The 25,248-nt window shown below is 72.3% G+C and carries 23 protein-coding genes; 7 read left to right on the top strand and 16 right to left on the bottom strand.

From position 1 onward, the window contains the following. Positions 1-82: 82 nt before the first annotated feature. Positions 83-1,504, top strand: a complete 1,422-nt coding sequence (locus tag ACIP2X_RS02945) for a lipase maturation factor family protein (RefSeq protein ID WP_401666658.1) — start codon at positions 83-85, stop codon at positions 1,502-1,504. On the opposite strand, the gene ACIP2X_RS02940 is transcribed toward ACIP2X_RS02945, so the two are convergent. From ACIP2X_RS02940 to ACIP2X_RS02905, 8 genes are read right to left on the bottom strand one after another with little or no spacing between them, the layout of a single operon-like run. Beyond that, positions 1,492-2,346 (bottom strand): amidohydrolase family protein, encoded by an 855-nt coding sequence (locus ACIP2X_RS02940; RefSeq protein WP_401666656.1) that lies wholly within the window; start codon positions 2,344-2,346, stop codon positions 1,492-1,494. The two genes, ACIP2X_RS02945 and ACIP2X_RS02940, sit on opposite strands and share 13 nt — an antisense overlap. Next, a complete protein-coding gene (locus ACIP2X_RS02935; RefSeq protein WP_401666654.1) occupies positions 2,343-2,657 on the bottom strand; it encodes an L-rhamnose mutarotase in 315 nt (104 codons plus the stop codon). Before ACIP2X_RS02935 ends, ACIP2X_RS02940 begins: the two co-directional genes overlap by 4 nt. Further along, positions 2,657-3,601, bottom strand: coding sequence for an aldo/keto reductase (locus ACIP2X_RS02930; protein WP_401666652.1), 945 nt, complete (start codon positions 3,599-3,601; stop codon positions 2,657-2,659). Before ACIP2X_RS02930 ends, ACIP2X_RS02935 begins: the two co-directional genes overlap by 1 nt. Further along, positions 3,598-4,350 (bottom strand): SDR family NAD(P)-dependent oxidoreductase, encoded by a 753-nt coding sequence (locus tag ACIP2X_RS02925; protein ID WP_401666650.1) that lies wholly within the window; start codon positions 4,348-4,350, stop codon positions 3,598-3,600. The genes ACIP2X_RS02930 and ACIP2X_RS02925 overlap by 4 nt, the downstream gene beginning before the upstream one ends. Further along, positions 4,347-5,696 (bottom strand): enolase C-terminal domain-like protein, encoded by a 1,350-nt coding sequence (locus ACIP2X_RS02920; protein ID WP_401666647.1) that lies wholly within the window; start codon positions 5,694-5,696, stop codon positions 4,347-4,349. The genes ACIP2X_RS02925 and ACIP2X_RS02920 overlap by 4 nt, the downstream gene beginning before the upstream one ends. A gap of 38 nt (positions 5,697-5,734) precedes the next feature. Then, positions 5,735-6,763, bottom strand: coding sequence for an ABC transporter permease (locus ACIP2X_RS02915; protein ID WP_401666645.1), 1,029 nt, complete (start codon positions 6,761-6,763; stop codon positions 5,735-5,737). Then, complete coding sequence (locus ACIP2X_RS02910) at positions 6,756-8,252, bottom strand: sugar ABC transporter ATP-binding protein (RefSeq protein ID WP_401666643.1); 1,497 nt, start codon at positions 8,250-8,252, stop codon at positions 6,756-6,758. The genes ACIP2X_RS02915 and ACIP2X_RS02910 overlap by 8 nt, the downstream gene beginning before the upstream one ends. Next, positions 8,249-9,337 carry a sugar ABC transporter substrate-binding protein gene (locus tag ACIP2X_RS02905; RefSeq protein ID WP_401666641.1) on the bottom strand — a complete coding sequence of 363 codons (1,089 nt, stop codon included), beginning with the start codon at positions 9,335-9,337 and terminating at the stop codon, positions 8,249-8,251. The genes ACIP2X_RS02910 and ACIP2X_RS02905 overlap by 4 nt, the downstream gene beginning before the upstream one ends. A 162-nt stretch (positions 9,338-9,499) precedes the next feature. On the opposite strand from ACIP2X_RS02905, the gene ACIP2X_RS02900 reads away from it, so the two are divergent. Then, positions 9,500-10,258: a FadR/GntR family transcriptional regulator gene (locus ACIP2X_RS02900; protein ID WP_401666639.1), complete on the top strand. Its 759-nt coding sequence runs from the start codon at positions 9,500-9,502 to the stop codon at positions 10,256-10,258. Between the two features lie 38 nt (positions 10,259-10,296). Here the strand turns inward: ACIP2X_RS02900 and ACIP2X_RS02895 are convergent, their stop codons facing one another. From ACIP2X_RS02895 to ACIP2X_RS02870, 6 genes are read right to left on the bottom strand one after another with little or no spacing between them, the layout of a single operon-like run. After that, the gene (locus ACIP2X_RS02895; RefSeq protein ID WP_401666636.1) at positions 10,297-13,317 is read right to left on the bottom strand and encodes an alpha-mannosidase; all 3,021 of its coding nucleotides are present in this window, start codon (positions 13,315-13,317) and stop codon (positions 10,297-10,299) included. Between the two features lie 29 nt (positions 13,318-13,346). After that, the gene (locus ACIP2X_RS02890) at positions 13,347-15,362 is read right to left on the bottom strand and encodes an endo-beta-N-acetylglucosaminidase (RefSeq protein WP_401666634.1); all 2,016 of its coding nucleotides are present in this window, start codon (positions 15,360-15,362) and stop codon (positions 13,347-13,349) included. Next, positions 15,359-16,645 carry a glycosyl hydrolase gene (locus ACIP2X_RS02885; protein ID WP_401666632.1) on the bottom strand — a complete coding sequence of 429 codons (1,287 nt, stop codon included), beginning with the start codon at positions 16,643-16,645 and terminating at the stop codon, positions 15,359-15,361. The genes ACIP2X_RS02890 and ACIP2X_RS02885 overlap by 4 nt, the downstream gene beginning before the upstream one ends. 35 nt (positions 16,646-16,680) lie before the next feature. Then, a complete protein-coding gene (locus tag ACIP2X_RS02880) occupies positions 16,681-17,532 on the bottom strand; it encodes a carbohydrate ABC transporter permease (protein WP_401666630.1) in 852 nt (283 codons plus the stop codon). Then, entirely contained in the window at positions 17,529-18,416 is an 888-nt protein-coding gene (locus ACIP2X_RS02875; protein WP_401666627.1) for a carbohydrate ABC transporter permease, read from the bottom strand. The genes ACIP2X_RS02880 and ACIP2X_RS02875 overlap by 4 nt, the downstream gene beginning before the upstream one ends. A gap of 6 nt (positions 18,417-18,422) precedes the next feature. Beyond that, positions 18,423-19,709 (bottom strand): ABC transporter substrate-binding protein, encoded by a 1,287-nt coding sequence (locus tag ACIP2X_RS02870; RefSeq protein ID WP_401666625.1) that lies wholly within the window; start codon positions 19,707-19,709, stop codon positions 18,423-18,425. A 237-nt stretch (positions 19,710-19,946) separates the two neighbouring features. Between ACIP2X_RS02870 and ACIP2X_RS02865 the strand changes: the two genes are divergently transcribed. The 3 genes from ACIP2X_RS02865 (at position 19,947) to ACIP2X_RS02855 (ending at position 23,189) form a co-directional block, all read left to right on the top strand. Next, the gene (locus ACIP2X_RS02865) at positions 19,947-20,990 is read left to right on the top strand and encodes a LacI family DNA-binding transcriptional regulator (RefSeq protein WP_401666622.1); all 1,044 of its coding nucleotides are present in this window, start codon (positions 19,947-19,949) and stop codon (positions 20,988-20,990) included. Positions 20,991-21,193: 203 nt separating this feature from the next. Further along, entirely contained in the window at positions 21,194-21,730 is a 537-nt protein-coding gene (locus tag ACIP2X_RS02860) for a GNAT family N-acetyltransferase (RefSeq protein WP_401666619.1), read from the top strand. A gap of 106 nt (positions 21,731-21,836) precedes the next feature. Then, positions 21,837-23,189: an amidase gene (locus tag ACIP2X_RS02855; protein ID WP_401666617.1), complete on the top strand. Its 1,353-nt coding sequence runs from the start codon at positions 21,837-21,839 to the stop codon at positions 23,187-23,189. Between the two features lie 10 nt (positions 23,190-23,199). On the opposite strand, the gene ACIP2X_RS02850 is transcribed toward ACIP2X_RS02855, so the two are convergent. Continuing rightward, positions 23,200-23,682: a GNAT family N-acetyltransferase gene (locus tag ACIP2X_RS02850; protein ID WP_401666615.1), complete on the bottom strand. Its 483-nt coding sequence runs from the start codon at positions 23,680-23,682 to the stop codon at positions 23,200-23,202. 54 nt (positions 23,683-23,736) lie between these two features. Continuing rightward, positions 23,737-23,910: a hypothetical protein gene (locus ACIP2X_RS02845; RefSeq protein ID WP_401666613.1), complete on the bottom strand. Its 174-nt coding sequence runs from the start codon at positions 23,908-23,910 to the stop codon at positions 23,737-23,739. A 475-nt stretch (positions 23,911-24,385) separates the two neighbouring features. Between ACIP2X_RS02845 and ACIP2X_RS02840 the strand changes: the two genes are divergently transcribed. Both ACIP2X_RS02840 and ACIP2X_RS02835 read left to right on the top strand, forming a co-directional pair. Next, positions 24,386-24,946, top strand: coding sequence for an HD domain-containing protein (locus ACIP2X_RS02840; protein WP_401666610.1), 561 nt, complete (start codon positions 24,386-24,388; stop codon positions 24,944-24,946). 123 nt (positions 24,947-25,069) lie between these two features. Then, positions 25,070-25,243: a hypothetical protein gene (locus tag ACIP2X_RS02835; protein ID WP_401666608.1), complete on the top strand. Its 174-nt coding sequence runs from the start codon at positions 25,070-25,072 to the stop codon at positions 25,241-25,243. Positions 25,244-25,248: the final 5 nt, after the last annotated feature.

The raw sequence follows: 25,248 nt of genomic DNA, 5'->3' as shown, positions 1-25,248 counted from the left end.
ACGGAGAGTGCGACTACCGAAAGTGACGGGCCGCCCTGGGAGTGGAGACGCGGCCACTGACCGAGGAGAGGAGCGCCCCACCGTGGAGTGGTTCACCGCACCCGAGTACTGGCTGACCCGGCTGGTCTTCCAGCGGGCTCTGGCGGCCGTGTACCTGGTGGCGTTCCTGACGGCGGCCCTCCAGTTCCGGGCACTGATCGGAGCGCGCGGCATGCTCCCGGTCCCGCGCTTCACCGAGGCCGTTCCGTTCCGGCGGGCGCCGAGCCTCTTCCACCTCCACTACTCAGACCGTTTCTTCGCGGGGTGCGCCTGGGCGGGCTGCGCGGTCTCGGCGGCGTTGCTGGCGGGCGTGGACTCACTGGTCCCGCTGTGGGCCGGGATGCTGCTGTGGGTGGTGCCCTGGCTGCTGTACCTGTCGGTCGTCAACGTCGGCCAGACCTGGTACTCGTTCGGCTGGGAGTCCCTGCTGCTGGAGGTCGGCTTCCTCGCGGTGTTCCTCGGCAACGACGAGGTCGCGCCACCGGTCGTGGTGCTGTTCCTGCTGCGCTGGATCCTGTTCCGGGTGGAGTTCGGCGCGGGGCTGATCAAGCTGCGCGGCGACGCCTGCTGGCGCAAGCTGACCTGCCTGGACTACCACCACGAGACCCAGCCGATGCCGGGCCCGCTGAGCTGGTTCTTCCACCGGCTCCCGCGGCCGCTGCACCGTGTGGAGGTGGCCGCCAACCACTTCACCCAACTCGTCGTGCCCGTCCTGCTGTTCGCCCCGCAGCCGATCGCCACGGCCGCCGCCGCGCTGATGATCGTCACCCAGTTGTGGCTGGTCCTGTCCGGCAACTTCTCCTGGCTGAACTGGATCACCATCGTGCTCGCCCTCGCGGCGATCCGCTTCCCGGCCGACGCGCCGGCCGTCCCCGGGGCTCCGCTGTGGTTCACGGTCGTGGTCCTCGCCGTGGCCGCCCTGGTCGTGGTCCTGAGCTACCACCCGGTGACCAACATGACCTCCCGGCGGCAGGTCATGAACCGCTCCTTCGACCCGCTCCACCTGGTCAACACCTACGGCGCGTTCGGCACCGTGGGCCGCGTCCGGTACGAGGTCGTCGTCGAGGGCACCGCCGACGACGTGCCGCGCGAGGACTCCGACTGGCGGGAGTACGCGTTCAAGGGGAAGCCCGGTGATCCACGGCGCTGGCCACGCCAGTTCGCGCCGTACCATCTGCGGCTGGACTGGCTGATGTGGTTCGCGGCCCTCTCCCCGTCCTACGCGAGCCCCTGGTTCGGGGCCTTCGTGGAACGGCTGCTGGAGAACGACCGCGACACCCTGCGGCTGCTGCGCCACTCCCCCTTCCCGGCCGACGCGCCCCCGCGCTTCGTGCGCGCCCGCCTCTTCCGCTACCGGTACACGACCTGGCGGGAGCTGCGGGAGACGGGCGCGTGCTGGGACCGGACGTTCGTGCGCGAGTACCTGCCGCCGACACGGCTGTCGGGGAGCGCTCAGAGGTCGTAGACGCGGGTGGCGGTGCCCTCGAAGAACGCGTCGCGCTCGTCGGGGCCCAGGTCGATCGCGAGGGCGCCCGCGAGGTACGACACCTGCGCGTACGTCGCCGCCACCGTGCACACCGGCCAGTCGGAGCCGAACATCAGGCGGCCCGGTCCGAAGGCGTCCAGCGCGGTGTCCCACCAGGGGCGCAGCGGTGCGAGCGGCCAGCTGGTCCCGCCCCACAGGGACCGGTCCATCTCCGTCACCAGGCCCGACACCTTGCAGACGGTGTTGGGCAGCTCGCCCAGGGCCCTGATGTCCGACGCCCAGGGCTCCGGCGCTCCGGCGGCCGGCGACGGCTTGCCCAGGTGGTCGAGGACGAAGGTGAGGCCCGGCAGCGCGGCGGCGGCCCGCACGCTCGCGGGCAGCTGGTGGGGCAGCACGAGAAGGTCGTAGACCAGGCCCGCGTCGGCGACGGCGGCGAGTCCGCGGCGTACGTCCGGCCGCAGCAGCCACTCCGGGTCGGGCTCCCCCTGCACCTGGTGGCGGATGCCCTTGAGGTACCGCCCGCCGGGGAGTTCGCGCAGCCGGGCGAGTTCGTCCGCGACGTCCGGACGGGTCAGGTCGGTCCAGCCGACGACGCCCGCGACCAGGTCGTGCCCGGCGGCGAGGGCGAGGAACTCCGGGGTCTCCTCGGGGACGGTCACCGTCTGGACGAGGACGGTGCGGTCGACGGAGGCCGCCGCGGCCAGGGGCACGAGGTCGGCAAGGGTGAAGTCGCGCCGCAGCGGCTGAAGTTCGGGTCCGGTGATCCAGTCCTGGTCCCGCACCGACAGGTCCCACACGTGGTGGTGCGCGTCCACGGTCACGGCAGCTCCCAGACGGTGGGCAGACCGGCGCCGGCGCCGCCCTCGGAGTAGTCGTGCACCACGTCCAGGAGCTGGGCCATGCGGGCCTGCCACGCGACGTTCACCGGCAGCTGGTCCAGTTCGGCGAGGAGGCGGGCGTAGTCCTCGCACTCCAGGACGTGGAAGAGGTCCGTCCCGCTGCGCCAGATCGTCCAGGAGGTGGCGCCCGCCGCGCGGATGGCGGCCGTGAGCTCCTCGGGGACCGCGCGGTGGGCGGCCTCGTACGCGTCGACGCGGTCGGGACGGACCTTGGTGTGCAGGGCGACTCTCATCACGGCTCCTCGGTGGCCAGGAGGCCGGTGTCCCGCAGCTCCTGCCAGAAGGCGGCGGGGACCGGTGTGGCGAACTGATCGGCGCAGTCGTGGACCTCGACGGCCGAGCGGGCGCCCACCAGCACGCTCGCCACGGCCGGATGGGCCGCGCAGAACGCCAGCGCCGCCGCGCGCAGCGAGATGCCGTGACGCCGCGCGATCCGCTGCATGCGCAGGGACTTCTCCAGCAACGCGGCCGGTGCCTCGGCGTAGTCGAACGTCGCCCCCGGCCTGGGGTCGGCGAGCAGACCCGAGTTGAAGGCACCGCCGAGCACGACACGGACGCCGCGCTCGACGGCCGTCGGCAGCAGGGCCGTTCGCGCGCTCTGGTCCAGCAGTGTGTAGCGGCCCGCGCACAGCACCACGTCGACGTCCGTGTCGCGGACGAAGCGGGTGAGCATCTCCGCCTGGTTCATGCCCACCCCGATCGCGCCGACCACGCCCTGCGAGCGGAGCTCCTCCAGGGCCGGGTAGCCCTCCCGGAAGGCCGTCTCGGCGTGGTCGTCGGGGTCGTGGAGGTAGACGACGTCGACGCGGTCGAGGCCGAGCCGCTCCAGGCTGCCGTCCAGGGTGCGCCGGATCCCGTCCGCGCTGAAGTCCCAGACCCGGCGGTGCGTTGCCGGGACGGCGAAGCCGTTCGCCAGGTCGTCACCGCCGCCGTCCCGCGGTTCCAGCCGGCGCCCCACCTTGGTCGAGACCGTGTACTCCTCGCGTGGGTGCTCGCGCAGCGCGGCGCCGAGGCGGCGCTCCGACAGCCCGAGGCCGTAGTGGGGCGCGGTGTCGTAGTAGCGGACGCCGCGCCGCCAGGCGGCGGACACCGCGTCATGGGCCTGCTGGTCGGTGACCTCGGTGTACAGGTTGGCGATGCCGGCGGCTCCGAAGCCGAGTCCGCGGGGGATGGTCACCGGGCCTCCGGACGCAGCCGCAGGCCCTGCATGCCGCCGTCGACCGCGAGGGCCGTGCCGGTGGTGGCGCCGGAGAGCGGGCCGGCCAGGTAGGCGATGGCGCCCGCGACCTCGGCGGCGGTGACGAGCCGGCCGGTGGGCTGACGGGCCTTGAGCGCGGCACGTTCGGCGCCCGGGTCGCCTGCCGCGTCCAGCAGCCGGCCGACCCACGGGGTGTCCACGGTGCCCGGGTTGACGCAGTTGACGCGGATGCCCTCGCGGACGTGGTCGGCGGCCATGGCGAGGGTGAGGGAGTACACGGCGCCCTTGCTCGCGCTGTACAGGGCGCGTTGCGGCAGGCCCGCGGTGGCGGCGATCGAGCAGGTGTTGACGATCGCGGCGTGCGCGGACCGGCGCAGATGCGGCAGGCAGGCGCGGGCCGTGCGGACCATGCCGAGGACGTTGACGTCCATGACCCGGTGCCACTCGGCGTCGTCGTTGTCCTCGACGGTTCCCTGGGCGCCGATGCCGGCGTTGTTGACCAGGACGTCGAGTCCGCCTCCGAGGCCGGCGACGGCGTCCGCCACCGCCTGCCGCACCGAGGCGTCATGGGTGACGTCGGCCTCGTAGGAGAGGAAGGGCGCGTCGGCCTTCGACAGGTCCAGTACGGCTACCAGGGCGCCCCGCTCCGCCAGGAGTTCGGCGGTGGCGCGCCCGATGCCGGAGGCGCCGCCGGTCACCAGGGCCCGCAGGCCCTCGAAGTCGGTCATGCCGCTTGCCCCTTCCGGTGCGTCTTCTCGTCGGGTGCGGCGGCCCAGACGGTGCCGCCGGGGAAGGTGTGGCGCGCGAGGGACTCGGGATGCATGGTGGCCGAGAAACCGGGCGCGGTGGGGGCGAGGTAGTGCCCGTCGCGGATGCGGACCGGGTCGAGGAAGTGCTCGTGGAGATGGTCGACGTACTCGATGACCCGGTCGTCGGTGGTGCCGGAGATCGCGAGGTAGTCGAACATGGCGAGGTGCTGGACGAGTTCGCACAGGCCGACGCCGCCGGCGTGCGGGCAGACCGGGACGCCGAACTTGGCGGCGAGCAGCAGGATGGCGAGGTTCTCGTTGACGCCGCCGACACGGGCCGCGTCGAGCTGGAGGACGTCGACGGCGCCGGCCTGGAGGAGCTGTTTGAAGACGATCCGGTTGTGGGCGTGCTCACCGGTGGCGACCTTGACCGGGGAGACGGCCCGGCGGATCGCGGCGTGGCCGAGGATGTCGTCGGGGCTGGTGGGCTCCTCGATCCAGTAGGGGCGGAACTCGGCGAGGGCCTCCGTCCAGCGGATCGCCTCGGCGACGTCCCAGCGCTGGTTGGCGTCGATCGCCATGCGCACGTGCGGGCCGACGGCCGCGCGGGCGGCCCGGCAGCGGCGGATGTCGTCGTCGAGGTCGGCGCCGACCTTCAGCTTGATCTGCCGGAAGCCGTCGGCGACCGCCTGGGTGGCGAGCCGGGTGAGCTTGGCGTCGTCGTAGCCGAGCCAGCCCGGCGAGGTCGTGTAGGCGGGGTAGCCGCGCTCCAGCAGCCGGGCCCGGCGCTCGGGCGCCCCCTCCCGTCCGCGCCGCAGGATGTCCAGCGCCTCCTCGGGGGTGAGGGCGTCGGTGAGGTAGCGGAAGTCGATCTGCCGTACCAGCCACTGCGGTTCGGCGTCGGCGAGCAGCCGCCACAGCGGTGTGCCGGCGCGCTTGGCGGCCAGGTCCCAGACGGCGTTGACGACCGCGCCGATGGCCATGTGCATCACGCCCTTCTCCGGCCCGAGCCAGCGGAGCTGGCTGTCGCCGATCAGGGCGCGGTTGAGGGTGCCGGGGTCGGCGCACAGCTCGTCGACCCCCCGTCCGACGACATGGCCGCGCAACGCCTCGATCGCGGCGACCTGGACCTCGTTGCCCCGCCCGATGGTGAACGTGAAGCCGTGCCCCTCGTGCCCGTCGGCGGCGTCGGTGCGCAGCACGACGTAGGCCGCCGAGTAGTCGGGGTCCGGGTTCATCGCGTCGGAGCCGTCGAGCTCGCGGGAGGTGGGGAAGCGGATGTCGTACGTGTCGACGGCCGTGATGCGGGCGGGAGTCGGGGACACGGAGAGCCTTTCGGTGGGGTGCGGGGAACCGCGACGGGTCAGTCCTGGGCGCGGCCGGTGGTCACCCGGGCGATCATCAGGGCGACCAGGATGATCCCGCCGTAGATGGCCTGGATCCAGAAGGACGGCACCTGGGCGAGGGTGAGCAGGTTCTGCACGACCCCCAGCAGGAGTACGCCGGTGAGGGCGCCGAGCATGCTGCCCTTGCCGCCGTCGAGGCTGATACCGCCGATCACCGCCGCCGCGAACACCGTGAAGATCATGTTGTTGCCCTGGTTGGCGCTGATCGCGCCGACGTACCCGGTCTGCATGATGCCGCCGACCGCGGCGAGGATCCCGGCGACCACGAACACGCCGAGCATGACGCGCTCGACACGGATGCCGGCCGCGCGGGCCGCGTCGGCGTTGCCGCCGATGGCGTACAGGGCGCGCCCGACCCGGTGGTACTTGAGCACCAGTCCCGCCGCCGCGAAGGCGCCGGCGGCCAGCCACACCGACAGCGGCACGCCGATGAAGGTGGTGGTCGCCAGCGCGTAGAAGGACTCGGGCATGCCGAACAGGGTCTTGCCCTTGGTGGCGCCGACGAGCAGCCCGCGCAGCACGATGAGCATGGCGAGCGTCACGATGAACGCGTTGAGCCGGAACCTCACCACCAGGACGCCGTTGAAGGCGCCGACGACGGCGCCCGCGACGAGGATCGCCGGCAGGGCGAGCGCGGCGGGGAGTTCGGTGCCCCAGCCGGACTGGGCGGCGGGCAGCACCAGGAGCGCCCCGACGGCGGGCGCGATGCCGACGACCGACTCCAGGGACAGGTCGAACTTGCCGGTGATGAGGACCAGCGACTCGGCGAGCACGACCATCGCGAGGGCGGCGGAGGCACCGAGGATGGAGATCAGGTTGCGCTCGGTGAGGAAGGAGTCGTTGAGCACGGCGCCGAGCACCAGCAGCAGCAACAGGGCGGGCAGCAGCGCGAGTTCGCGGGCACGGCGCAGCAGTACGGTTCTGGCGGACGCGGCGGCGGGGACGCGCGCGGGCGCGAGCGGCGGGGCCGCCTTGGTGTCAGCCATGGTCCACTCCTTCGATGGAGGCGATCAGCTCGTGGTCGTGCCAGCCCGCGGGGTGTTCCGCGACGACACGGCCGTGGAAGAGGACGAGGACGCGATCGCAGCGGCGCAGGTCGTCGAGTTCGTCGGAGACGACGAGCACGGCGGTGCCGTCCTCGCGGGCGCTGTCCACGCGGGCCAGCAGGGACTCCTTGGACTTCACGTCGACGCCCGCCGTGGGGTTGATCAGGATCAGCAGCCGTGGGTCGGAGGCGAGGGCGCGGGCCATCACGACCTTCTGCGCGTTGCCGCCGGACAGGTCGGAGACGGGCTGGTCGGGGCCCTCGGCGTGGATGTCGAGCCGGTCGATCAGCTCGGCGGCGAGGCCGCGCCTGCGGTCGGTGCCGACGAAGCCGAACCGGCCGAGGCGGTCCAGGACGCTCATGGTGGCGTTGTCGCCGATCGTCATGCCGAACACGAGGCCCTGCCCGTGCCGGTCGCGCGGCACGCAGCCCACTCCGGCCGCGAGCGAGGCCCGCACGTCCCCGAACGGCAGGGGCTCGCCGTCCAGCCGGGCCGATCCGCCGCTCGGCGTGCGAAGGCCGGCGAGGGTCTCGGCCAGTTCGGTCTTGCCGCTGCCGCTGATGCCGGCGAGCCCGACGACCTCGCCGCGGCGCACGGTGAGGTCGACGTCCTCGTACGAGGGTGAGGACAGGGCCCGCACGTCGAGCGCCACGGGGGCGTCCGCGGGCACCTCGTCGCGGGCGGCGCGGTCCTCGCGCTCGGCGACGGTCTCCCCCGCCATGGCCTCCACCAGTGCCCGGCGCGACAGGTCGGCGACGGGTGCGGTGGTGATCCAGCGGGCGTCCCGCAGCACGGTGACGGTCTGGCAGACCTCGTACACCTCCTGGAGGTGGTGGGAGATGAACAGGAAGGTGACGCCGGAGTCCTGGAGGGCCCGCATCCGGGTGAAGAGCCGTTCGATCTCCCGGTTGTCCAGCTGCGCGGTCGGCTCGTCCAGCACGATGAACCGGGCGCCGAAGCTCAACGCCCGTGCGATCTCCACCATTTGACGGTCCTCGACCCGCAGGTCGGCGGTGCGCGCCTCCGGGTCGACGTGCACGTCCCAGGTGGCGAGGAGTGCGGCGGCCTCGGCCTTGAGCCGGCGCCAGCTGATCAGACCGCGCTTGAGCGGCTGCCGGTTGATGAAGAGGTTCTCGGCGACCGTCAGCTCGGGTACCACCGTGGGCTTCTGGTAGACGCAGGCCACCTTGCGGCGCCAGGCGTCCCGGTCGGCGAGCGAGGGGGCGGGCTCGCCGTCGAAGCGGACGGTGCCCTCGTCGGGTGCCTGGAGGCCGGTGAGGACGGAGACCAGGGTCGACTTGCCGGCGCCGTTGCGGCCGACGAGGGCGTGCGACTCGCCCGGCAGGACGGTGAGCCGCCCGTCGGCCAGCGCGGTGGTGGGGCCGTACCGCTTGACGATGCCCCGCGCCTCAACGAGTGGTGTGCTCATTCGACCGTGTTGCCCCACAGCTCGGGGTCGTCGACGTTGTCCTTGGTGACCAGGGGCGCGGGCAGCTGGTCCTCCAGGATGCCGCTCGGCAGCTTCACGATGGTCGAGCCGTGGTCGGTGGGCCCGGGCTCGAAGGTCTTCCCCTCCATCGCCGCCTTGATGTAGTACATCCCGTACTTGGCGTAGAGGTCGGCGGGCTGCGAGACCGTCGCGTCGATCTCGCCCTTGCGGATGGCGTCGTACTCCTGCGGGATGCCGTCGTTGGAGACGATCGCGATGTGGCCCGCCTGGCCGGCCTTCTTCAGCATCCCCTTCGACTTCAGGGTCTGCAGGGTGGGGGCGAGGTAGACGCCGCCCGCCTGCATGTAGATGCCCTTGATGTCCGGGTTGGCGTTCAGGAGCGTGTCCAGCTTGGAGGCCGCCGTGTCGGACTCCCACTTGGCGGGGATCTCCAGGACCTTCAGCTTCGGGAACTTCTCCTTCACGCAGGAGCGGAAGGCCTCGGAGCGCTCCCGGCCGTTGACCGAGGCGAGGTCGCCCATGATCTGCACGACCTTGCCGGAGGGGATGTGCTCCCCGAGGTACTGGCAGGCCTTCTCGCCGTACGCCACGTTGTTGGCGCGCACCACCATGGCGACCTTGCCCTTGTCCGGCGCGACGTCGACGGCGACGACCGGCACGCCCTTGCGCTCGGCCTGGTCGAGTCCCGCCTCGATGGCGGCGCTGTCCAGCGGGGCGACGACCAGGCCCTTGACGCCCTGGTTGAGCTGGTTGTTGATGTCGGTGATCTGCTGCGAGGGGTCGCTGTTGGAGTTGACCGTCTTGCGCGCCTGGATGCCCTCGGACTCGGCCATCTTCGGCACGTAGTCGTTGTACGACTGCCAGAACGGCGAGGTCAGCAGCGGCAGGATCACCCCGACCTCGCCGGTGCCACCGCCTGAGGCGCCGGAGGCGCCGGTGTCCTTGGTGCTGCCGCAGGCGGTGAGCACGAGGGCGGCGCAGACCGCCGCAGCCGCCGCACGCGGGACTGTTCGCCCGTACCGCCGTCCGTACCGCCGTGCGTTCCGCTGTGTCCCGTCGGCCATCTGCCGGCTCCTCATCGAGCGTGATCGAGCAGTTGACCGCATATTTATCAGACCACTTGGCGCCGTCAACACCCTCGGGAGCCGAATTTCTTGGCTTCTCGGCCATAGTGGTCCGACCACCTGGCTGGTTAGACTGCGGCGCACGGCGACGGGAGAAGTGGCGTGAACGAGACGGAGTCGGGGCCGGCCCCGCAGAAGGGCACGGTGACGCAGCGCGCCATCGAGCGGATCAAGGCGATGATCGGCGAAGGGCTCCTCGAACCCGGCGCGCGGCTGCCCACCGAACGCGAACTGGCGGCCCAGCTGGGCATCTCCCGCAGCTCCATGCGGGAGGCGATCCGCGCGCTGACGGTCATGGGGGTGCTGGAGGCCCGGCACGGCTCCGGCATCTACGTCACCCAGCTCCAGGCCGGCGATCTGCTGGAGACCTTCGGGGTCGTCGCCGATCTGTCCCGGGGCCCGCGTCTGGTGGAACTGCTGGAGATCCGCCGCGTCCTGGAGTCGACGGCGACCGCGCTGGCCGCCGCCCGCATCACACCGGACCAGCTGGCCGAGGTCGAGAAGCATCTGGCGGCCATGAACGCCACCGAGGACCCGGAGGAGATCCTCGCCCACGACCTCGCCTTCCACCGCGAGATCGCGCTGGCCGCGGGCAACGAGACCATGGCGGCGATCCTGGAGGGCCTGTCCTCCCGCACCTTCCGCGCCCGGGTCTGGCGCGGCTACCAGGAGGAGGGCGCCTTCACCCGCACCCGCCGCGAGCACGCCGCGATCCACCGCGCCCTGGCCGCCCGCGACCCGGAGGCGGCACGGGCGGCGGCGGCCGCGCACGTCGGCGAGGTGGAGGAGTGGCTGCGCGCCCAGCTCGGCGAGCAGGGCGCGCCCGTGCCTCGCGCGGACGGCCCCGCGACGGGCGTGTGAGGGCCTGACGGACAGACCCTCACGACACCGGGCAGGCCCTAAGCCCGCCGCAGCCTCAGCGTCACCAGTTCGAAGGGACGCAGGCGTACGGTGATCCGCTCGCCGTCCACCACGGGCGCCGTGGCCTGCGCCAGCGGGCGTTCCAGCAGGTCGGTGACCGCTACACCGGCGACGTCGAAGCCCGCCGTCAGGGTGGCGTGGGCGCGGCCGCCGTGCGCCTCGTGGAAGCGGACCACCACGTCACCGCTGCCGTCGTCGGCCAGCTTCACGGCGGTGACCACGACCGCCTCCTGATCGACCCTCACCAGGGGCGCGACGTCTCCTGCACCCGTCACCCGCCGCTCCGGCACGTTGATCCGCCAGCCCTCGCGCACCGCGTCCCCGATCCCGGCGCCCGGCACCAGGGCGTGCCGGAAGCGGTGCACGCCCTGGTCGGTCTCGGGGTCCGGGAAGCGCGGGGCGCGCAGCAGCGAGACGCGGACCGTGGTGGTCGTACCGCCGTCGCCGTCGGTGCGCACCGTGCGCGTCACGTCGTGTCCGTACGTCGAGTCGTTGACGACGGCGACGCCCCAGCCGGGTTCCTCCAGGTGGACGAAGCGGTGGTTGCACGCCTCGAACTTGGCGGCCTCCCATGAGGTGTTGGTGTGCGTGGGCCGGTGGAAATGCCCGAACTGGGTCTCCGAGGCGTACCGTTCGGCGTGCACGTCCAGCGGGAAGGCGAGCTTGAGGAACTTCTCCGTCTCGTGCCAGTCCACCTCGGTGTCCAGCACCAGCCGCCGCTCCCCCGGGGGCAGCGACAGCACCTGGGTCACGCGCGACGCGCCGAAGGACCGCACGATCCGCACCGACTCGCCGTCCTCACCGACGGCCAGCTCGTCAAGGCCGGTCAGGTCGGTGACGGTGTTGCGGTAGAACTCGTCGACGTCCCAGGCGTCCCACATGTTCGGGAAGTCGGGGTGCAGCTGGAGCAGGTTGGCCGCCCGGCCCGGGGCGACGGTCTCACGGTCCGCGCCGATGTCGTACGCGGAGACGACCAGGCCCCGCTCGTCGATCCCGATCCGCAGCAGGCCGTTGTCGAGGACGTACCCGCCGTCCGGGCGGGGGCCGACCGACACGGTCCCCTCGACGGCCGGGGCTCCGGCGCCGCCCGCGGGGACGCCGCGCCGGTCGTGCGGGGCGGCGTTGAAGACCAGCTCGCGCCGCCCCTCGCCGGCCAGCGCGCGCTGGGCCGCGTCCACGACGGCGTTCAGCTCGCCCGCGAGCCGCTCGTAGGTCGCCCGGGCCTCGCGGTGCACCCAGGCGATGGACGAACCGGGCAGGATGTCGTGGAACTGGTGCAGCAGCACCGTCTTCCAGATGCGGTCCAGCTCCTCGTACGGATAGGGGAACCCGGTCCGCACGGCGGCCGTCGCCGCCCACAGCTCCGCCTCCCGCAGCAGGTGTTCGCTGCGCCGGTTGCCCTGCTTGGTCTTCGCCTGGCTGGTGAGGGTCGCGCGGTGGAGTTCGAGGTAGAGCTCGCCGACCCAGACGGGCGGGTTCGGGTACTCGGCCTCGGCCTTGGCGAAGAAGGCCGCCGGGGTCTCCCAGGCCACCGTCGCCGAGCCTTCGAGGTCGCGCAGCCGGGCCGCCTTGGCGACCATCTCCCGGGTGGTGCCGCCGCCTCCGTCGCCCCAGCCGGTCGGTGCCAGCGAGTGGCGGGCGACGCCCTTGTCCTTGAAGTTGCGGGCCGCGTGCGCGATCTCGCTGCCCTTCATGGAGCAGTTGTAGGTGTCGACGGGCGGGAAGTGGGTGAAGATCCGGGTGCCGTCGATGCCTTCCCAGGTGAAGGTGTGGTGCGGGAACTTGTTCGTCGCGGACCAGGAGATCTTCTGCGTCAGCAGGTACTTGGCGCCGGCGGCCTTGATGATCTGCGGCAGTCCGGCCGCGAAGCCGAAGGTGTCCGGCAGCCAGGCCTCGTCGTTCTCGATGCCGAACTCGTCGAGGAAGAACCGCTTGCCGTGCACGAACTGCCGGGCCATCGCCTCGGAGCCCGGCATGTTGGTGTCCGACTCCACCCACATGCCGCCGGCCGGCACGAACCGCCCGTCCGCGACCGCCTTCTTCACCCGCGCCCACACCTCGGGCCGGTGCTCCTTGACCCAGGCCCACTGCTGCGCCTGCGACATGGCGAACACGAAGTCGGGCTCGTCCTCCAGCAGGGCCGTCATGTTGGCGGTGGTGCGGGCGACCTTGCGGACCGTCTCCCGCAGCGGCCACAGCCACGCCGAGTCGATGTGGGCGTGGCCGACGGCGCTGATGCGGTGCGCGGAGGGGCCGGCGGGGGTGGCCAGGACGCCGGCGAGACGGGACCGCGCCTCGGCCGCCGTGCCGCCCACGTCCTGGAGGTCGACGGCGTCCAGGGCCCGCTCCACCCCCCGCAGGATCTCCCAGCGCCGCGCCGACTCCACCGGCAGCTCGGCCATCAGCTCCCCGAGCACCTCCAGGTCGAGCACCAGCTCCCACACCGTCTCGTCGAAGACGGCCAGGTCCATACGCGTGAGGGTGTACTGCGGGGCGTGGCCCGCGGTCTCCTTGTCGCCCAGCTCGGTCGGCCGGAAGGGGTGGTAGTCGAGGATGACCGGGTTGGACGCGGCCTCGATGTGCAGGCGCACCTCCTCGCCGCCCTCGACGGGCGCGCCGACGCGCACCCACTGGTTGCGCGGGTTCAGGCCCTTCACGGGAGTGCCGTCGGGGCGGTAGACGAGGCCCTCGCACTGGAAGCCGGGCATGTTCTCGTCGAACCCGAGGTCGAGGATCGCCTCCACGGTCCGCCCGGCCCAGTCACGCGGGACGGTTCCGGTCACCCGGAACCAGCTGGTGCCCCACGGAGCACCCCACCGGGCGCCCACCTCGATCGGCGCGGGCTCGGCCGCGAGACCCTCGGCGACCGGCACGGGCTCGTCGGGCGCGTGCCAGACGGCGACGTCGAGCGGCACGGACTCGGGGTACACGGCGGGTCGGATGCGTTCGTCGAGGACACGCTTCAGACGGGCTTCGACGAGGCTGCGGTCGTCATGCATGGCGGGGTGCTCCGTAGCTGTGCGAGGGGTTACCAGGTGTGGTTCACGGTGACGGGGTCCGACGAGGTGTACAGCTCCCCTACGGCGCGCAGTTCGAACCGTGCCACTTGCTCGCCCTGCTCGGGGCGCAGTCCGCCGGCGAACCAGGCGCGCTGGCAGGTGCCGCCGAGGAAGCGCCGGGTGCCGTCGGGCAGGATGCGGTGGAGGGTGTGGTGGCGGACCTCGCCGGGCGCGGGCTGCCAGGCCAGGCGCAGGTCGCCTCCGGAGGCGGCGGTGACGCGGAACGCGGTGGGTGCTGCGGGGGTCAGGGGAGGCTGGTCCGCGCGCACGGCGAGATGGCCCAGGCGCCAGCGCACGGGAGCGCCGGGGGTGGTGGGCGTGAGGCGCACGCCGAGGGCGCGGACGGTGCCGGACAGGCCGGTGAGCCGTACGGCCGTGGTCTGCCAGGCGCCGGACGAGCTCACCGGGAAGTAGGAGTACGGCGGTGCCGCCCCCGGAGTGCCGGGTTCGGCGGTGGCGACGGCCAGTTCGACCCGCACGGAGCCGGTGTCGGCCCGGTGCGTGAGCTCGACGACGGTCTCGCCGGTGACCGGGAGCCGGGTCGCGTACAGGTCGAGGACCACGGGCTCGTCGGGCGCGCCGTCCACGAGCACGCTGCTGCCGCCGGACCAGGCCTGCGCGAAGTCGAAGTTCACGGTGGGCCGGGCGCCCGCGGTGCGCACGGTCCAGCGCCGTGACGGCAGGCGGTCCTGCAACCCGAGGTGGTTCCACGGCGTGTCCGAGGCGACCTCGCCGTTCTCGAACCACCGCAGCCCGTGGCCGGTGTTGAAGACGGTCGCGAACGGCATCGAGGTGACCGTGGACCGGTCCGCCACCGTCACCGCGGGTGCCCGCCACCGGTCCGTGCCGTCGGGCCGCGAGGGGTCCAGCGAACGCCCGGTCCAGAAGCGGTCGTCGGCCGCGTGGAAGGCCGCGGGGGTCCGCCCGTCCGCCGGGAGCTGGTGGCGGGTCCACTCGGGCCGGTAGAAGCCGACCGAGGTGACGTGCGCGGCGGCCGTCGGCACGATGGCGTCCCAGGCGACGCTCGTGTTCCAGCCGTTCGACTCGACGTCGACGCCCGCCCACAACTCGTACCGGCTGCGCCCCAGTTGCTGCGCGCGCTGCCCGGACGAGGCGAGTGTCGCCGCCGACCAGCGGAAGTCGAGGAACATGCTGTCGGCGGCCTGGAAGAAGGGCTGGTTCTGCGCGTTGAGCGCCCCCTGCCAGCTGACGCCGCCGTTCACGGTCATCGAGTCGTACCAGGTCACCCGCTGCCCGCGGGCGGCCGAGAGCGACTTCAGCTCCCGCAGGAACCCCTGCATGTCCGCGCCCAGGGCCGCGTCACCGCCGCCGGTCTCGGCGTTCACGAACCAGCCGTCGAAGCCGTACGCGGCCGCCACCGCGACCAGTTGCGCGGCGAGCGGATACCGCCCGGCGGCGTCCTTCTGCACGAGGTCCCGCGTCCACCGCAGCTGCCCGCCGTAGGCGACCGGCGGCAGGAAGACGTTGCCGAGGACCGGTACGCCGTGCCGGTGGGCGGCGTCCACGATCGGCGCGTTCGGGGCGAGGATCAGCCCCTCGCCCGACGAGCCGCCCCAGAAGACCAGTTCGTCGATGTACGCCCAGTGGGTGAGCGCGTAGTAGTCGGCGGTGGCGGAGCCCTGGGAGGGGTTGCCCGCCGTCGGCCCGAAGGACACCAGCGACTGGATACGGGCCTGCCCCGAGCAGGCGGTGGCGTTCGCCGGGGTCGGGGTGAAGCGCGGGGCGAGGGGCACCGAGGCGGCGTTGAGGGCGAGGTCGGCGTCGTCGGCGGCGCGCCAGGCCTTGAGGCTGCGCCAGGTGATGCCGGCGCCCGGGCTGCCGGAGGGCAGCGAGTCCGGGTACCAGTACGAGGCGTACGGCTGGAGCGCCGCCTCCGCGGGCCGCGGGGCGGCCGTCGCGGGCAGCGACGGGAGCAGGGCGGCGGCGGCGCCGGCGAGCAGGACGGTGCGTCTGGTGGGGTTCACGAGCGGGTGCCTCCTTGGGTTCCGAGGGTTCCTCGGGTTCCTTGCGGGACGGGGAGTACCTGGTCGGGAGTGACGACCTCGGTGATGCCGCGCGCGGCGAGATGGTCCTTGTCGTGCGCACGGCTGTCGAGGACGGTGGTGGGGCGGGCTCCGTCGGCGACGAGCCGGAAGAACGCGTCGAAGACGGGGCCGCCGGGTGCGCAGCGGGAGCGGACTGCCGGATCGGCGGGTACGGCGAGTGCCGTGGTGCGCGGCGCCGGGGCGGCCCTGGTGTGCTCACGGGCGGCGCGGGCCAGCACCAGCGCGCTGTCCTTGGGGCGGCGGTCGTTGGTCAGCAGGCCCAGGCCGTATTCGAGTTCGGGGAAGTCGGCGAGGTCGCGGGAGACGTCGTGGGAGCACCACCAGGTGATGCCCCACAGACCGGGGCAGTCCAGGGCGTGCTCCACCGTCGCCCCGGTGAAGGCGGCCGCGTGCTCGGCCGGGACGAGCGGCGCGGGCGCGCCGACCTCCTGGAGCCAGACGGGCCGGTCCGGGTCGTCGGCCCAGGCCTTGCTGAGCTCGATCAGATAGGCGGCGTGGTGCTCGCTCGGCACGGAGGCGCGCCCGTGCCGCTGGGCGGTGCCGTTGAACACCCAGGAGTGCACGGCCGTCATCGCGCCGCGCCGCGCGGCCTGGGCCGGTGTGAACGGCTGGTCGTCCTGGTACCAGGTGGCGTCGTACTCGGCGTGCAGATGCGCCTTGCCCGGGGCACCCTGCGCGCACGCGGCCAGCATCCGCGTCAGCCATGCGTCGATCTGCGCCTCGGTCGCCCGGTCGGGGTCGGGGTGCGGTCCCGCGGAGAACTGGTTGACCTCGTTGCCGAGCGTCAGGCCGAGGAAGTTGGGCCGGTCGTCGAGGGCGGCGGCCAGGGTGCGCAGGTAGGCCGCCTGGCCGTCGATCACGTCGGGGTCGGTGAACAGGTTCCTGCGGTGCCAGGTCCGGGTCCAGGCCGGCAGGTAGTCGAAGCTGCTCAAGTGGCCCTGGAGGCCGTCCACGTTGACGTCGAGCCCGCGTTCGGCCGCGGCGTCCACGAGCGCGACGAGCTGCTCGACGGCCCGGGGCCGGATCAGGGTGCGGTTGGGCTGGAAGTACGGCCACAGCGGGAAGACCCGTACGTGATCGAGTCCGAGGGCGGCGATCGAGTCGAGGTCGGCGCGCACGGAGTCCAGGTCGAAGTCGAGCCAGTGGTGGAACCACCCTTCGCTGGGGGTGTAGTTGACGCCGAAGCGCACGGCAGAAGACATGGAGGTCCCGGTGGTCGTGGTGCGTACGGAGGAGGTCAGCCCTTGACGGCGCCCTCGCCGACCCCGCGGAAGAAGTACCGCTGGAGACAGGCGAAGAGGGCGATCAGCGGCGCGACCGCGATGATCGTGCCCGCGGCGACGAGCCGTTCGTCGTTGGCGAACGTGCCGTGCAGATAGTTGAGGCCGATGGTCAGCGTGAACCTGGACGGGTCGCTGAGCACGATCAGCGGCCACAGGAAGTCGTCCCAGGCGCCCATGAAGGCGAAGATCGCCACGACCGCGAGGGTGCCCTTGACCGACGGCAGCGCGATCCTCCAGAACCGTTGCCAGACGTTGGCACCGTCGACGAACGCGGCGTCCTCGATCTCGTACGGCAGGTTGAGGAAGGCGTTGCGCATCAGCAGCACGTTCAGCGCGCTGACGCAGCCGGGCAGGACCACGCCCACCAGGGTGTTGTTCAGGCCCAGCTCCCGCATGGTGGTGAACTGGGCGATGATGATGCCCTCCACCGGTACGAGCATGGCGAGCACGAAGGCGAGCGTCGCCGCCCGGCGGCCCCGGTAGCGCAGCCGGGCCAGGGCGTAGCCGGCGAGGGCCGAACCGACGCAGTTGGTCACGACGTTGGCGGTGGCGACCTTCAGCGAGTTCAGGGCGTAGTCCCACACGGGGATGGTCTCGGCGACCCGTTCGTAGTTGTGCAGTGTCGGATCGCCCGGCAGGAACTTCGGCGGGGAGCTGAAGATGTCCTCGGTGGGCCCCTTGAGCGAGGTCGACAGCTGCCACAGGAACGGTCCCACGGTCAGCGCCAGTACCCCCAGCAGGAGCAGATAGCGCAGGATCAGCTCCCCGACGCGGATCCGCCGTCCGTGCTCGTCGCTGACGCTCATGTGTCCTCCCTGCGGTCGGCGCGCAGCACCAGCAGCATCAGCGCCACCGTCACCACGAAGACGACGACGGAGATGGCCGAGGCGTATCCGACCCGGCCGGACAGGCCGGTGCCGGTGCGCTGCACGAGCATCACGAGCGTGGTGTCCTCGCCCGCGGGGCCGCCGCTCGGGCCGGCCAGCAGATAGACCTCGGAGAACACCTTGAAGGCGGCGACCGAGGAGAGCGCCGCGACCAGCACCATCGTGGACCGGACGGCGGGCACGGTGACCGCGAGGAACCGGCGCACCGGTCCCGCGCCGTCGACGGCGGCCGCCTCGTGCAGTTCACGCGGCACGTTGGCGAGCGCGGCCAGGTAAATGATCATGTAGTAGCCGAGCCCTTTCCAGACCGTGACGGTCATGGCGCTCAGCAGGAGCAGCCACTGGTCGCTGAGGAATCCGACACCGCCGGCGCCGACGGTCTCCAGCAGCGCGTTCACCAGGCCGCGTTCGTCGAGCAGCCACACCCAGATCAGACCGACCACGACGATCGAGGCGACGACCGGGGTGTAGAAGGCGGAGCGGAAGAACGTGATGCCGGGGATGTTCTTCTGCACCAGCAGCGCGAGCAGCAGCGGCAGGATCACGAGGGCGGGCACGACGCCGAGGACGTAGAGCGTGCTGTTGCGCAGCCCGATCCAGAACATGTCGTCCTGGAGAAGCTCGCGGAAGTTGGCGAGGCCGACGAACTCGCCGGGGACCAGGGTCCGCCGGTCGGTGAAGGCGTTCACCACGGTGGAGACGAAGGGGTAGAGCACGAAGGCGCTGACGACCAGCAGTCCGGGTGCGGCGAACAGCCAGGGGCCGGCCGGCGGGTGGCGCCGGATGCGAGGGGAGCCGTTCACGGTGTCTCAGCCCTGCTGCTGGAGCAGCCGATCACAGGCCTTGACAGCGTTGTCGAGGGCCTCCTGCGGAGTCTCCTTGCCCTGCAGCGCCCGGGCCACGGAGTTGCGCAGCTCGGTCTTCATCTGCTCGCTGAAGAGCACCGGCGTGTAGTTGACGGCGGTCTTCAGCGACTGGGCGGCGGCCACCCGCACCCGGGTCTCGTCGGTGCCGTCCTCCTTGGTGAAGTAGGGGTCGTCGAGCGAGCCGGCGGTGCTGGGGAAGATCGCGACCTGCTTCGCGAACGACATCTGGTGCGCGGCGTCGGTGACGAAGTGGGCGAAGGCGACGGCGGCGGGCTTGCGCGGGGTCTGCGCGTTGACCATCACACCCATCACGTACATGTTGACGTGGCCGGTGCTGGTGATCTGGTCGGTGATGCCGATGTTCTTGTACAGGTTCGGCGCCTGCTTCTTGAAGTTGCCGAGGTCGAGGGCGCTGCCGGGGTTCATGGCGACGGCGCCGGTGAGGAACTTCTTGCCGGAGGACTCGGGCGTGGCGGTGAGCGCCTGCGGGTCGAGCGCCTTGGCGTCGTAGAGCTCCTTGTACTTGGTGAGCAGTTCGACGCCCTTGGCGTCGTTGAAGGTGAACCCGGTGCCCTCCGCGTTCATGAGGGGGACGCCGTAGCGGCCGAAGTCCTCGACGGTGGGCACGTTGGCGAGGGTGGCGACCTCGCCGTCGGTCTTCTCGGCGATCCGCAGTCCGTCCGCGAAGAGTTCGTCGTACGTCTTCGGCGGCTGCTCGGGGTCGAGTCCGGCCTTCTCGAAGAGGGACTTGTTGTAGAACAGCGGCCCGGTGTTGAGGTACCAGGGGAAGGCGTACGTGCCGTTCATGCCCGGCACCTGGTGACCGGCCCAGGCGCCCGGCAGGTACTCCTTCTCGTACTGTCCGGCGGCCTTGTCGAGATCCAGCGCGAGCCCCGCCTTGGCGAGCGGCGCGACGAGGTCGGGCGAGACGTTGACGACGTCGGGCAGGGTGCCGCCGGCCGCGTCGGCACTGATCTTGTCGGCGTAGCCCTCGGCGGGCTGGTCGACCCACTTCACGTCCGTGCCGGGGTGCTGCTTCTCGAACTCGGCGATCAGGTCCTCGAAGTACGGCTTGAAGTTGGCCCGGAGGTTCCAGGTCTGGAAGGTGATGTCGCCCTCGACCTTGCCGGAGGCGTCGGCCGATCCGCCTTCGCCCCCGCCGCCGCAGGCACTGAGCGGCAGGGCGACGACGACGGCAGCGGCGGCGAGGGTTCTGCGGGAGATGCGCACGGTGACCGGGCTCCTTTACGACGAAGTGAGCGGGAAATGGCGCCGGGGCAGACCCTGCACGGCAACTCGGAGGGAAGTCAATGGATTCGGCTCAGCTAAAGTCATTAGTCGAGCATGACCGCAGGTCAGGGAGTTGAGAGCGGACTCTTGCGGCTTCTTGCTAATGCGCTTTAGAGTGCGGCGATCGGGCCGGTGCTGAAGCGCATTAGTCCTTGAGTGATCGATGGGGAGGCGGGGTTGACGGGCAAGCGGTCTCCCGCGCGCCGGCCGACGATGAAGGACATCGCGCGGCGCGCCGGGGTCTCCGAGAGCGCGGTGTCGTTCGCGCTCAACGACCGGCCCGGGGTCTCGGAGGCCACCCGGGCCCGGGTCCGGCGAGTGGCGGAGCAACTGGGGTGGCGGCCCAGCACGGCGGCCCGCGCGCTGTCCGGCGAGGGCGCGGCCACGGTCGGCCTCGTGCTGGCGCGGCCCGCGCACACGCTGGGCGTGGACTCGTTCTTCCTCCAACTGGTCTCGGGCATCCAGGAAGTACTGGCCGAGCGTCATCTCGGACTGCTGTTCCAGGTCGCCGAGGACGTGGCCGACGAGTGCGCGGTGTACCGGCGCTGGTGGGCCGAGCACCGGGTGGACGGCGTCCTCGTCGTCGACCCGCGCACGGACGATCCCCGGCCCGGACTCCTCGACGAACTCGGCCTGCCCGCCGTGGTGATCGGCGGCGCGCCCGAGGAGCGCCACCCCGGCATGTCCACGGTGTGGGCGGACGACGGGGGTGCCATGGCCGCCGTCGTCGGCGAACTGCACGCCCTCGGTCACCGGCGGGTCGTCCACATCGCCGGTCTCGCGGGGCTCGCGCACACCGAACGCCGGATCCGTACGCTGCGCGCGGAGGCCGGGCGGCGCGGGCTGACCGAGGTGCGGTCGGTGACGACCGACTACTCCGACGCGGAGGGCGCCGCCGTGACCCGGCGGGTGCTGTCCGGCGACGCTCCGCCGACCGCCCTGATCTACGACAACGACGTGATGGCCGTCGCCGGGGTGGCGGCCGCGGCGGAACTGGGCTTCCGGGTGCCGGCCGACGTCTCGGTCGTGGCCTGGGAGGACTCCGCGCTGTGCCGCATGGTCACACCCTGGCTGTCGGCACTCTCCCGCGACACGGTGGAGTTCGGCCGGACCGCCGCGCAGGAACTGACGTCACTGCTGGACGGCGGCCCGGCCCGGACCGTGCGGGTGCCGGTGCCACGCCTGATAGAACGCGACAGCACGGGCCCCAGCCGGGCGTGAGCCTGCGCCACGTCGTTCACGTCGTCCACGTCGAGGACGGACGAGGCTCGGCGGACCCTGTGTGAGTACCGCGCTTCGTCGTTGGTGGTCGCCGGCCGGGTGAAGGCCCGTCGTTCCGGCTCGCCCTCGGCCTCGTCGGATACCGGCGCCCAGCTGCGCATGATCGAAATCCGGTTGCGGCGCGCGGCTGCCGTCGTCCGAGAATGGCCGCCATGACCCGTGCCTGGACCGTCTCTCCGGAACCCTCCGACTCCCCCGTCGCACTCGACCTGTGGCGCGCGTACTACACGGAGGTCAGCGACCGCTGGTTCCAGGTGCACGAGGGGCGGGACACCCCTGCCGACGAGCTGGAGCGCGAAGTGGTCGCATCCAACGACCACGCCGTGCTCACGCCGCCCTCCGGGGTGCTCCTGCTCGGCCGGTACGGGGGTGAGCCCGCGGGCACGGCCGGGGTGCGTCTCCTGGAGCGCGACAGCGCGGCACAGGGAGAGCCGGCGGAAGTGGCCGCCGAGCTCAAGCGGGTCTTCGTGCGCAAGGAAGCACGCGGCAGCGGCGGCGGCCCGGTCCTCCTCGCGGCCGCCGAGGACGCGGCGCGGGCGCTCGGTGCCGGCGCCATGCTGCTCGACACCCGCAGCGACCTGGCGGAGGCGTGCTCGCTCTACGAGCGCAGCGGCTACGAACGGGCCGCACCGCACAACCACGCCACGTACGCGGAGCGCTGGTACCGCAAACGCCTCTGAGGAGCAGTCGGGCAGATCCCGTTCGGCGGCGTCCTGCGTGGACGCAGTGACCCTGCGAGGATGTCGGGCGGATTCCGTACCCCTGGCCCAGGACGAAGGAGTGCCCGTGACCGACGAGTTCGGAGGGACCGCAGTCGAGATCGCCGCCGCCGTGCGGGGCAAGAAGGTCACGCCGCGGGAGGTGGTGGCCGCGCATCTGGCGCGGATCCAGCGGCTGGACGGCCGGATCGGGGCCTTCCGCGCCGTCCGGGCCGCGCAGGCGCTCGCCGAGGCCGACGAGGTCGCGGCGCGCGCCGATCTGGCGGAACTGCCGCTCGCGGGCGTGCCCGTGGCCGTCAAGGACAATCTGGCGGTGCGCGGCGAGAGCATGCGGGTCGGTTCGGCGGCGACGCCGGACACGCCGGCCGGGCAGGACCATGTGACCGTCGCCCGGCTGCGGGCCGCCGGTGCCGTGGTGGTGGGGCTGACCAATGTGCCGGAGCTGTGCGTGTTCGGTACGACCGACGGGGTGCACGGCACCGCCCGCAACCCCTGGGACCTGACGCGTTCGGCGGGCGGCTCCTCCGGTGGCGGCGCGGCGGCCGTGGCGGCGGGCATGGTGCCGCTCGCCCTCGGCAACGACGGCATGGGCTCCTTGCGCATCCCGGCGGCCAACTGCGGGCTCGTCACCGTCAAGCCCGGCCTCGGGGTGGTCCCGGCGGGCATCGGCGAGGGCGACTGGTTCGGCATGTCGGAGAACGGCCCCCTCGCGACGACCGTCGAGGACGCCCGGCTGATGCTCTCCGTCCTCGCCGGCGGCGACGCCGTGGGCAGGCCCGCGCCCGGCACCCGGACGGTCGCCGTCTCCCTGCGCAGCCCGATCGTGGGCGTCACCGTCGCGAGGCCCTACCAGGACGCCGCCCGGGAGGCCGCCGGGCTGCTCATGAGGGCCGGCCACCAGGTGCGGCGCGCCGACCCGCCCTATCCCGTGTCGCTGAGCCTCACCTCCCTCGCCCACTGGACCGCGGGGACCTCGGTCGACGCCCGGGGGCTCGACCCGCGGCTGCTGACGCGGCGCACCCGCGTGCACGCGGCGGTCGGGCGGCGGTTCGAGCGCCGGGTCCGTACCGGTACGAGCCGGGAGGAACTGCGCCGGCGCCTGGAGCCGTTCTTCGCCGAGCACGACGTACTGCTCACGCCCGCGCTGGCGCACCGCTCGCCCAAGGCGGGGCCCTGGCACGAGCGGGGCTGGCTGCGCAACGTGGCCGCCAACACGCACTACTCGCCGATGACTCCCCCGTGGAACCTGACCGGATGGCCGGCGATGGCCGTGCCGTTCGGCACCCTGCCGTCGGGCGCCCCGTGTGCCGTACAGCTCGTGGGGCGGCCGGGGTCGGAGGGAGAACTGCTGGAGCTGGCGGGCCAGTTGGAGGCGGCGCGGCCCTGGCGGCGGACGGCGCCCGTCGACCCGGAGAGCTGAGGGTCCGGAGCTAGAGGGTCCGGTGCATGATGTGCAGCCCGACCCTGCCGTGCCGGGGGTGGTCGAACGCGTCCGGCACCGTGCCGAGGACGGTGAAGCCGAGCGAGGTCCACAGCTGGACGGCCGGGTTGGTCTCGACGACCGCGTTGAACACCATGGCCCGGTAGCCGTGGGCCTTGGCCTGGGTCAGGATGTGCTCGGCGAGGGCCCGGCCGATGCCGCGCCCGGCCTGGTCGGGGTCGACCATGAAGCCGGCGTTGGCGATCCGGGCGGCGGGGCCGCTGTAGTTCGCGGTGAGGTAGGCGGAGCCGATGACGCTTCCGTCGTCGTCCTGGGCGACGTAGACGCGTTTGGCCGGGTTCATCCACAGGGCTCGGGCCGCGTCCTCGGTGGTGTCCGGGTCCCAGGCGTATGTCTCGGCGGCGGCGACGATGCGGTGCCAGAACGGCCAGATGTGCGGCCAGTCCGCGGCGGTGGCTTCCCTGATCAGCATGGGCGTGAGTCTGGCACGCCCATGCGGTCGGCGATCGCGAAGGACTCCTGCCGGTCAGTCCACGCTGGGCAGGATGTGCGGCTCGGCGAGGTCGTCCTCGTAGCCCGCCAGGCGGATCGGGGCGGACCGGGCCCACACGTCGAGGCTGCCGATCTCGCCCGGCCGGCGGCCCGCGCGCTCCGCGCGTTCCTTGGGGCGCTGTTCGCGATTCGTCTTCTCCGGTGTCACCGCGCACTCCTTATGTGTCGGGTCACCCGCGGGGGCGCGCCGGCGGCCTGCGGTCCGCTGCCCGACGCCCGTTCGGGTCTGCCATGTTGCAGTTGGACGCGGTGGCGTCGGTAACTCGCGTGAGAGCACGCCGTTGTGCACCGGCTTGTCCCGGGACGGACGATGGGTGTGGGTAGGGACCCGTTACTGCTGTCCGTCCGGAACAGATTAACCAAATGAGCGGGGGCGTGCTCGATGGGGCTGAAAACTGCGGGTAACGTTCCTGCGTCATCCCGTGCTCGAACCGGCGACTTCTGGGCCTCTTTATAACGAAATGGACCCATACGGACTCACCCGACCGGCCTACCCGGGCGAACAGGCCCGCGAGGGGCGGACGTCGGGAGCCACGCAGTTCAGGTGCCGTTGGCCGATTCGCAAGCCGGCCATGCTCTGCTGACGCCCGGACACGGCCCGGCCGGCGGGAGGAGTGACGCACATGGAACTGCGCGGTGTCGAAGAACTGATGGATCTGCTGCGCGCCTGTCGCGGCGCCTGGGACACCCCGGACCGCACCGGCGACCCGGTCGACCTGCACGACCACGCGCTGCAGACGGCCGCGCTGCTGCGCAGAAGCCACCCCGCCGACAAGGAGCTCCAGGTCGCGGGCCTGGTGCACGACATCGGCCACCTGCTGCGGCCCGGCGACGACGCCGGACACGCGGACCACGCCGCGGACGTCGTGCGGCCCCTGCTCGGTGAGCGGGTCGCCCGTCTCGTGCAGCTGCACGTCCCGGCCAAGCGCTATCTGGCCGCCGTCGCCCCGGAGCGCGGTCTGTCCCCGCAGAGCGCGCTGACCCTGACGCTGCAGGGTGGCACGATGAGCCCGGCCGAGGCCGCCGCGTTCGCCCAGGATCCCCTCGCCGAGGACGCCGTCACCCTGCGCCAGGCGGACGACGCGGGCAAGGTCGTCGGCCTCGACGCCGGGGTCATGGAGGACTGGCGCACGGTCCTGGAACTGGTCGCCTCCCGGCACTCACGCCTCGGCGCGGTGGACTGAGACCGCCGGCTGGGTGCGGGACCGGCGGGCCGGTGGGATCATGAGCGTGGGGCCTGTCGGCCGGCGCGCCCCGGCAGCCCGGTCGGGACTCCTCGGCAGGCCACCGTGAGGAAGGTGGCACCCATGAGCGACGTCACTCCGCCCGCGCGCCCCCGGCGCAGCCCGGATCTCGGGGGCCTGTCCCGCACCGTCCTGTACTTCGCCCTGGCCGTGAGCGCCCTGCTGGTCGGTGTCGCCGCGCTGCTGATGGGCATCGCCTGGATGGACCTCGTGGACAACGCCCGCAGCGAGTGGTGAGCGGT

The sequence above is a fragment of the Streptomyces sp. NPDC089424 genome (assembly GCF_044749345.1).
GTDB lineage: Bacteria > Actinomycetota > Actinomycetes > Streptomycetales > Streptomycetaceae > Streptomyces.
Note: the sequence above shows the minus strand (reverse complement) of the source record. Positions and strands in the feature narration are given on the sequence as shown.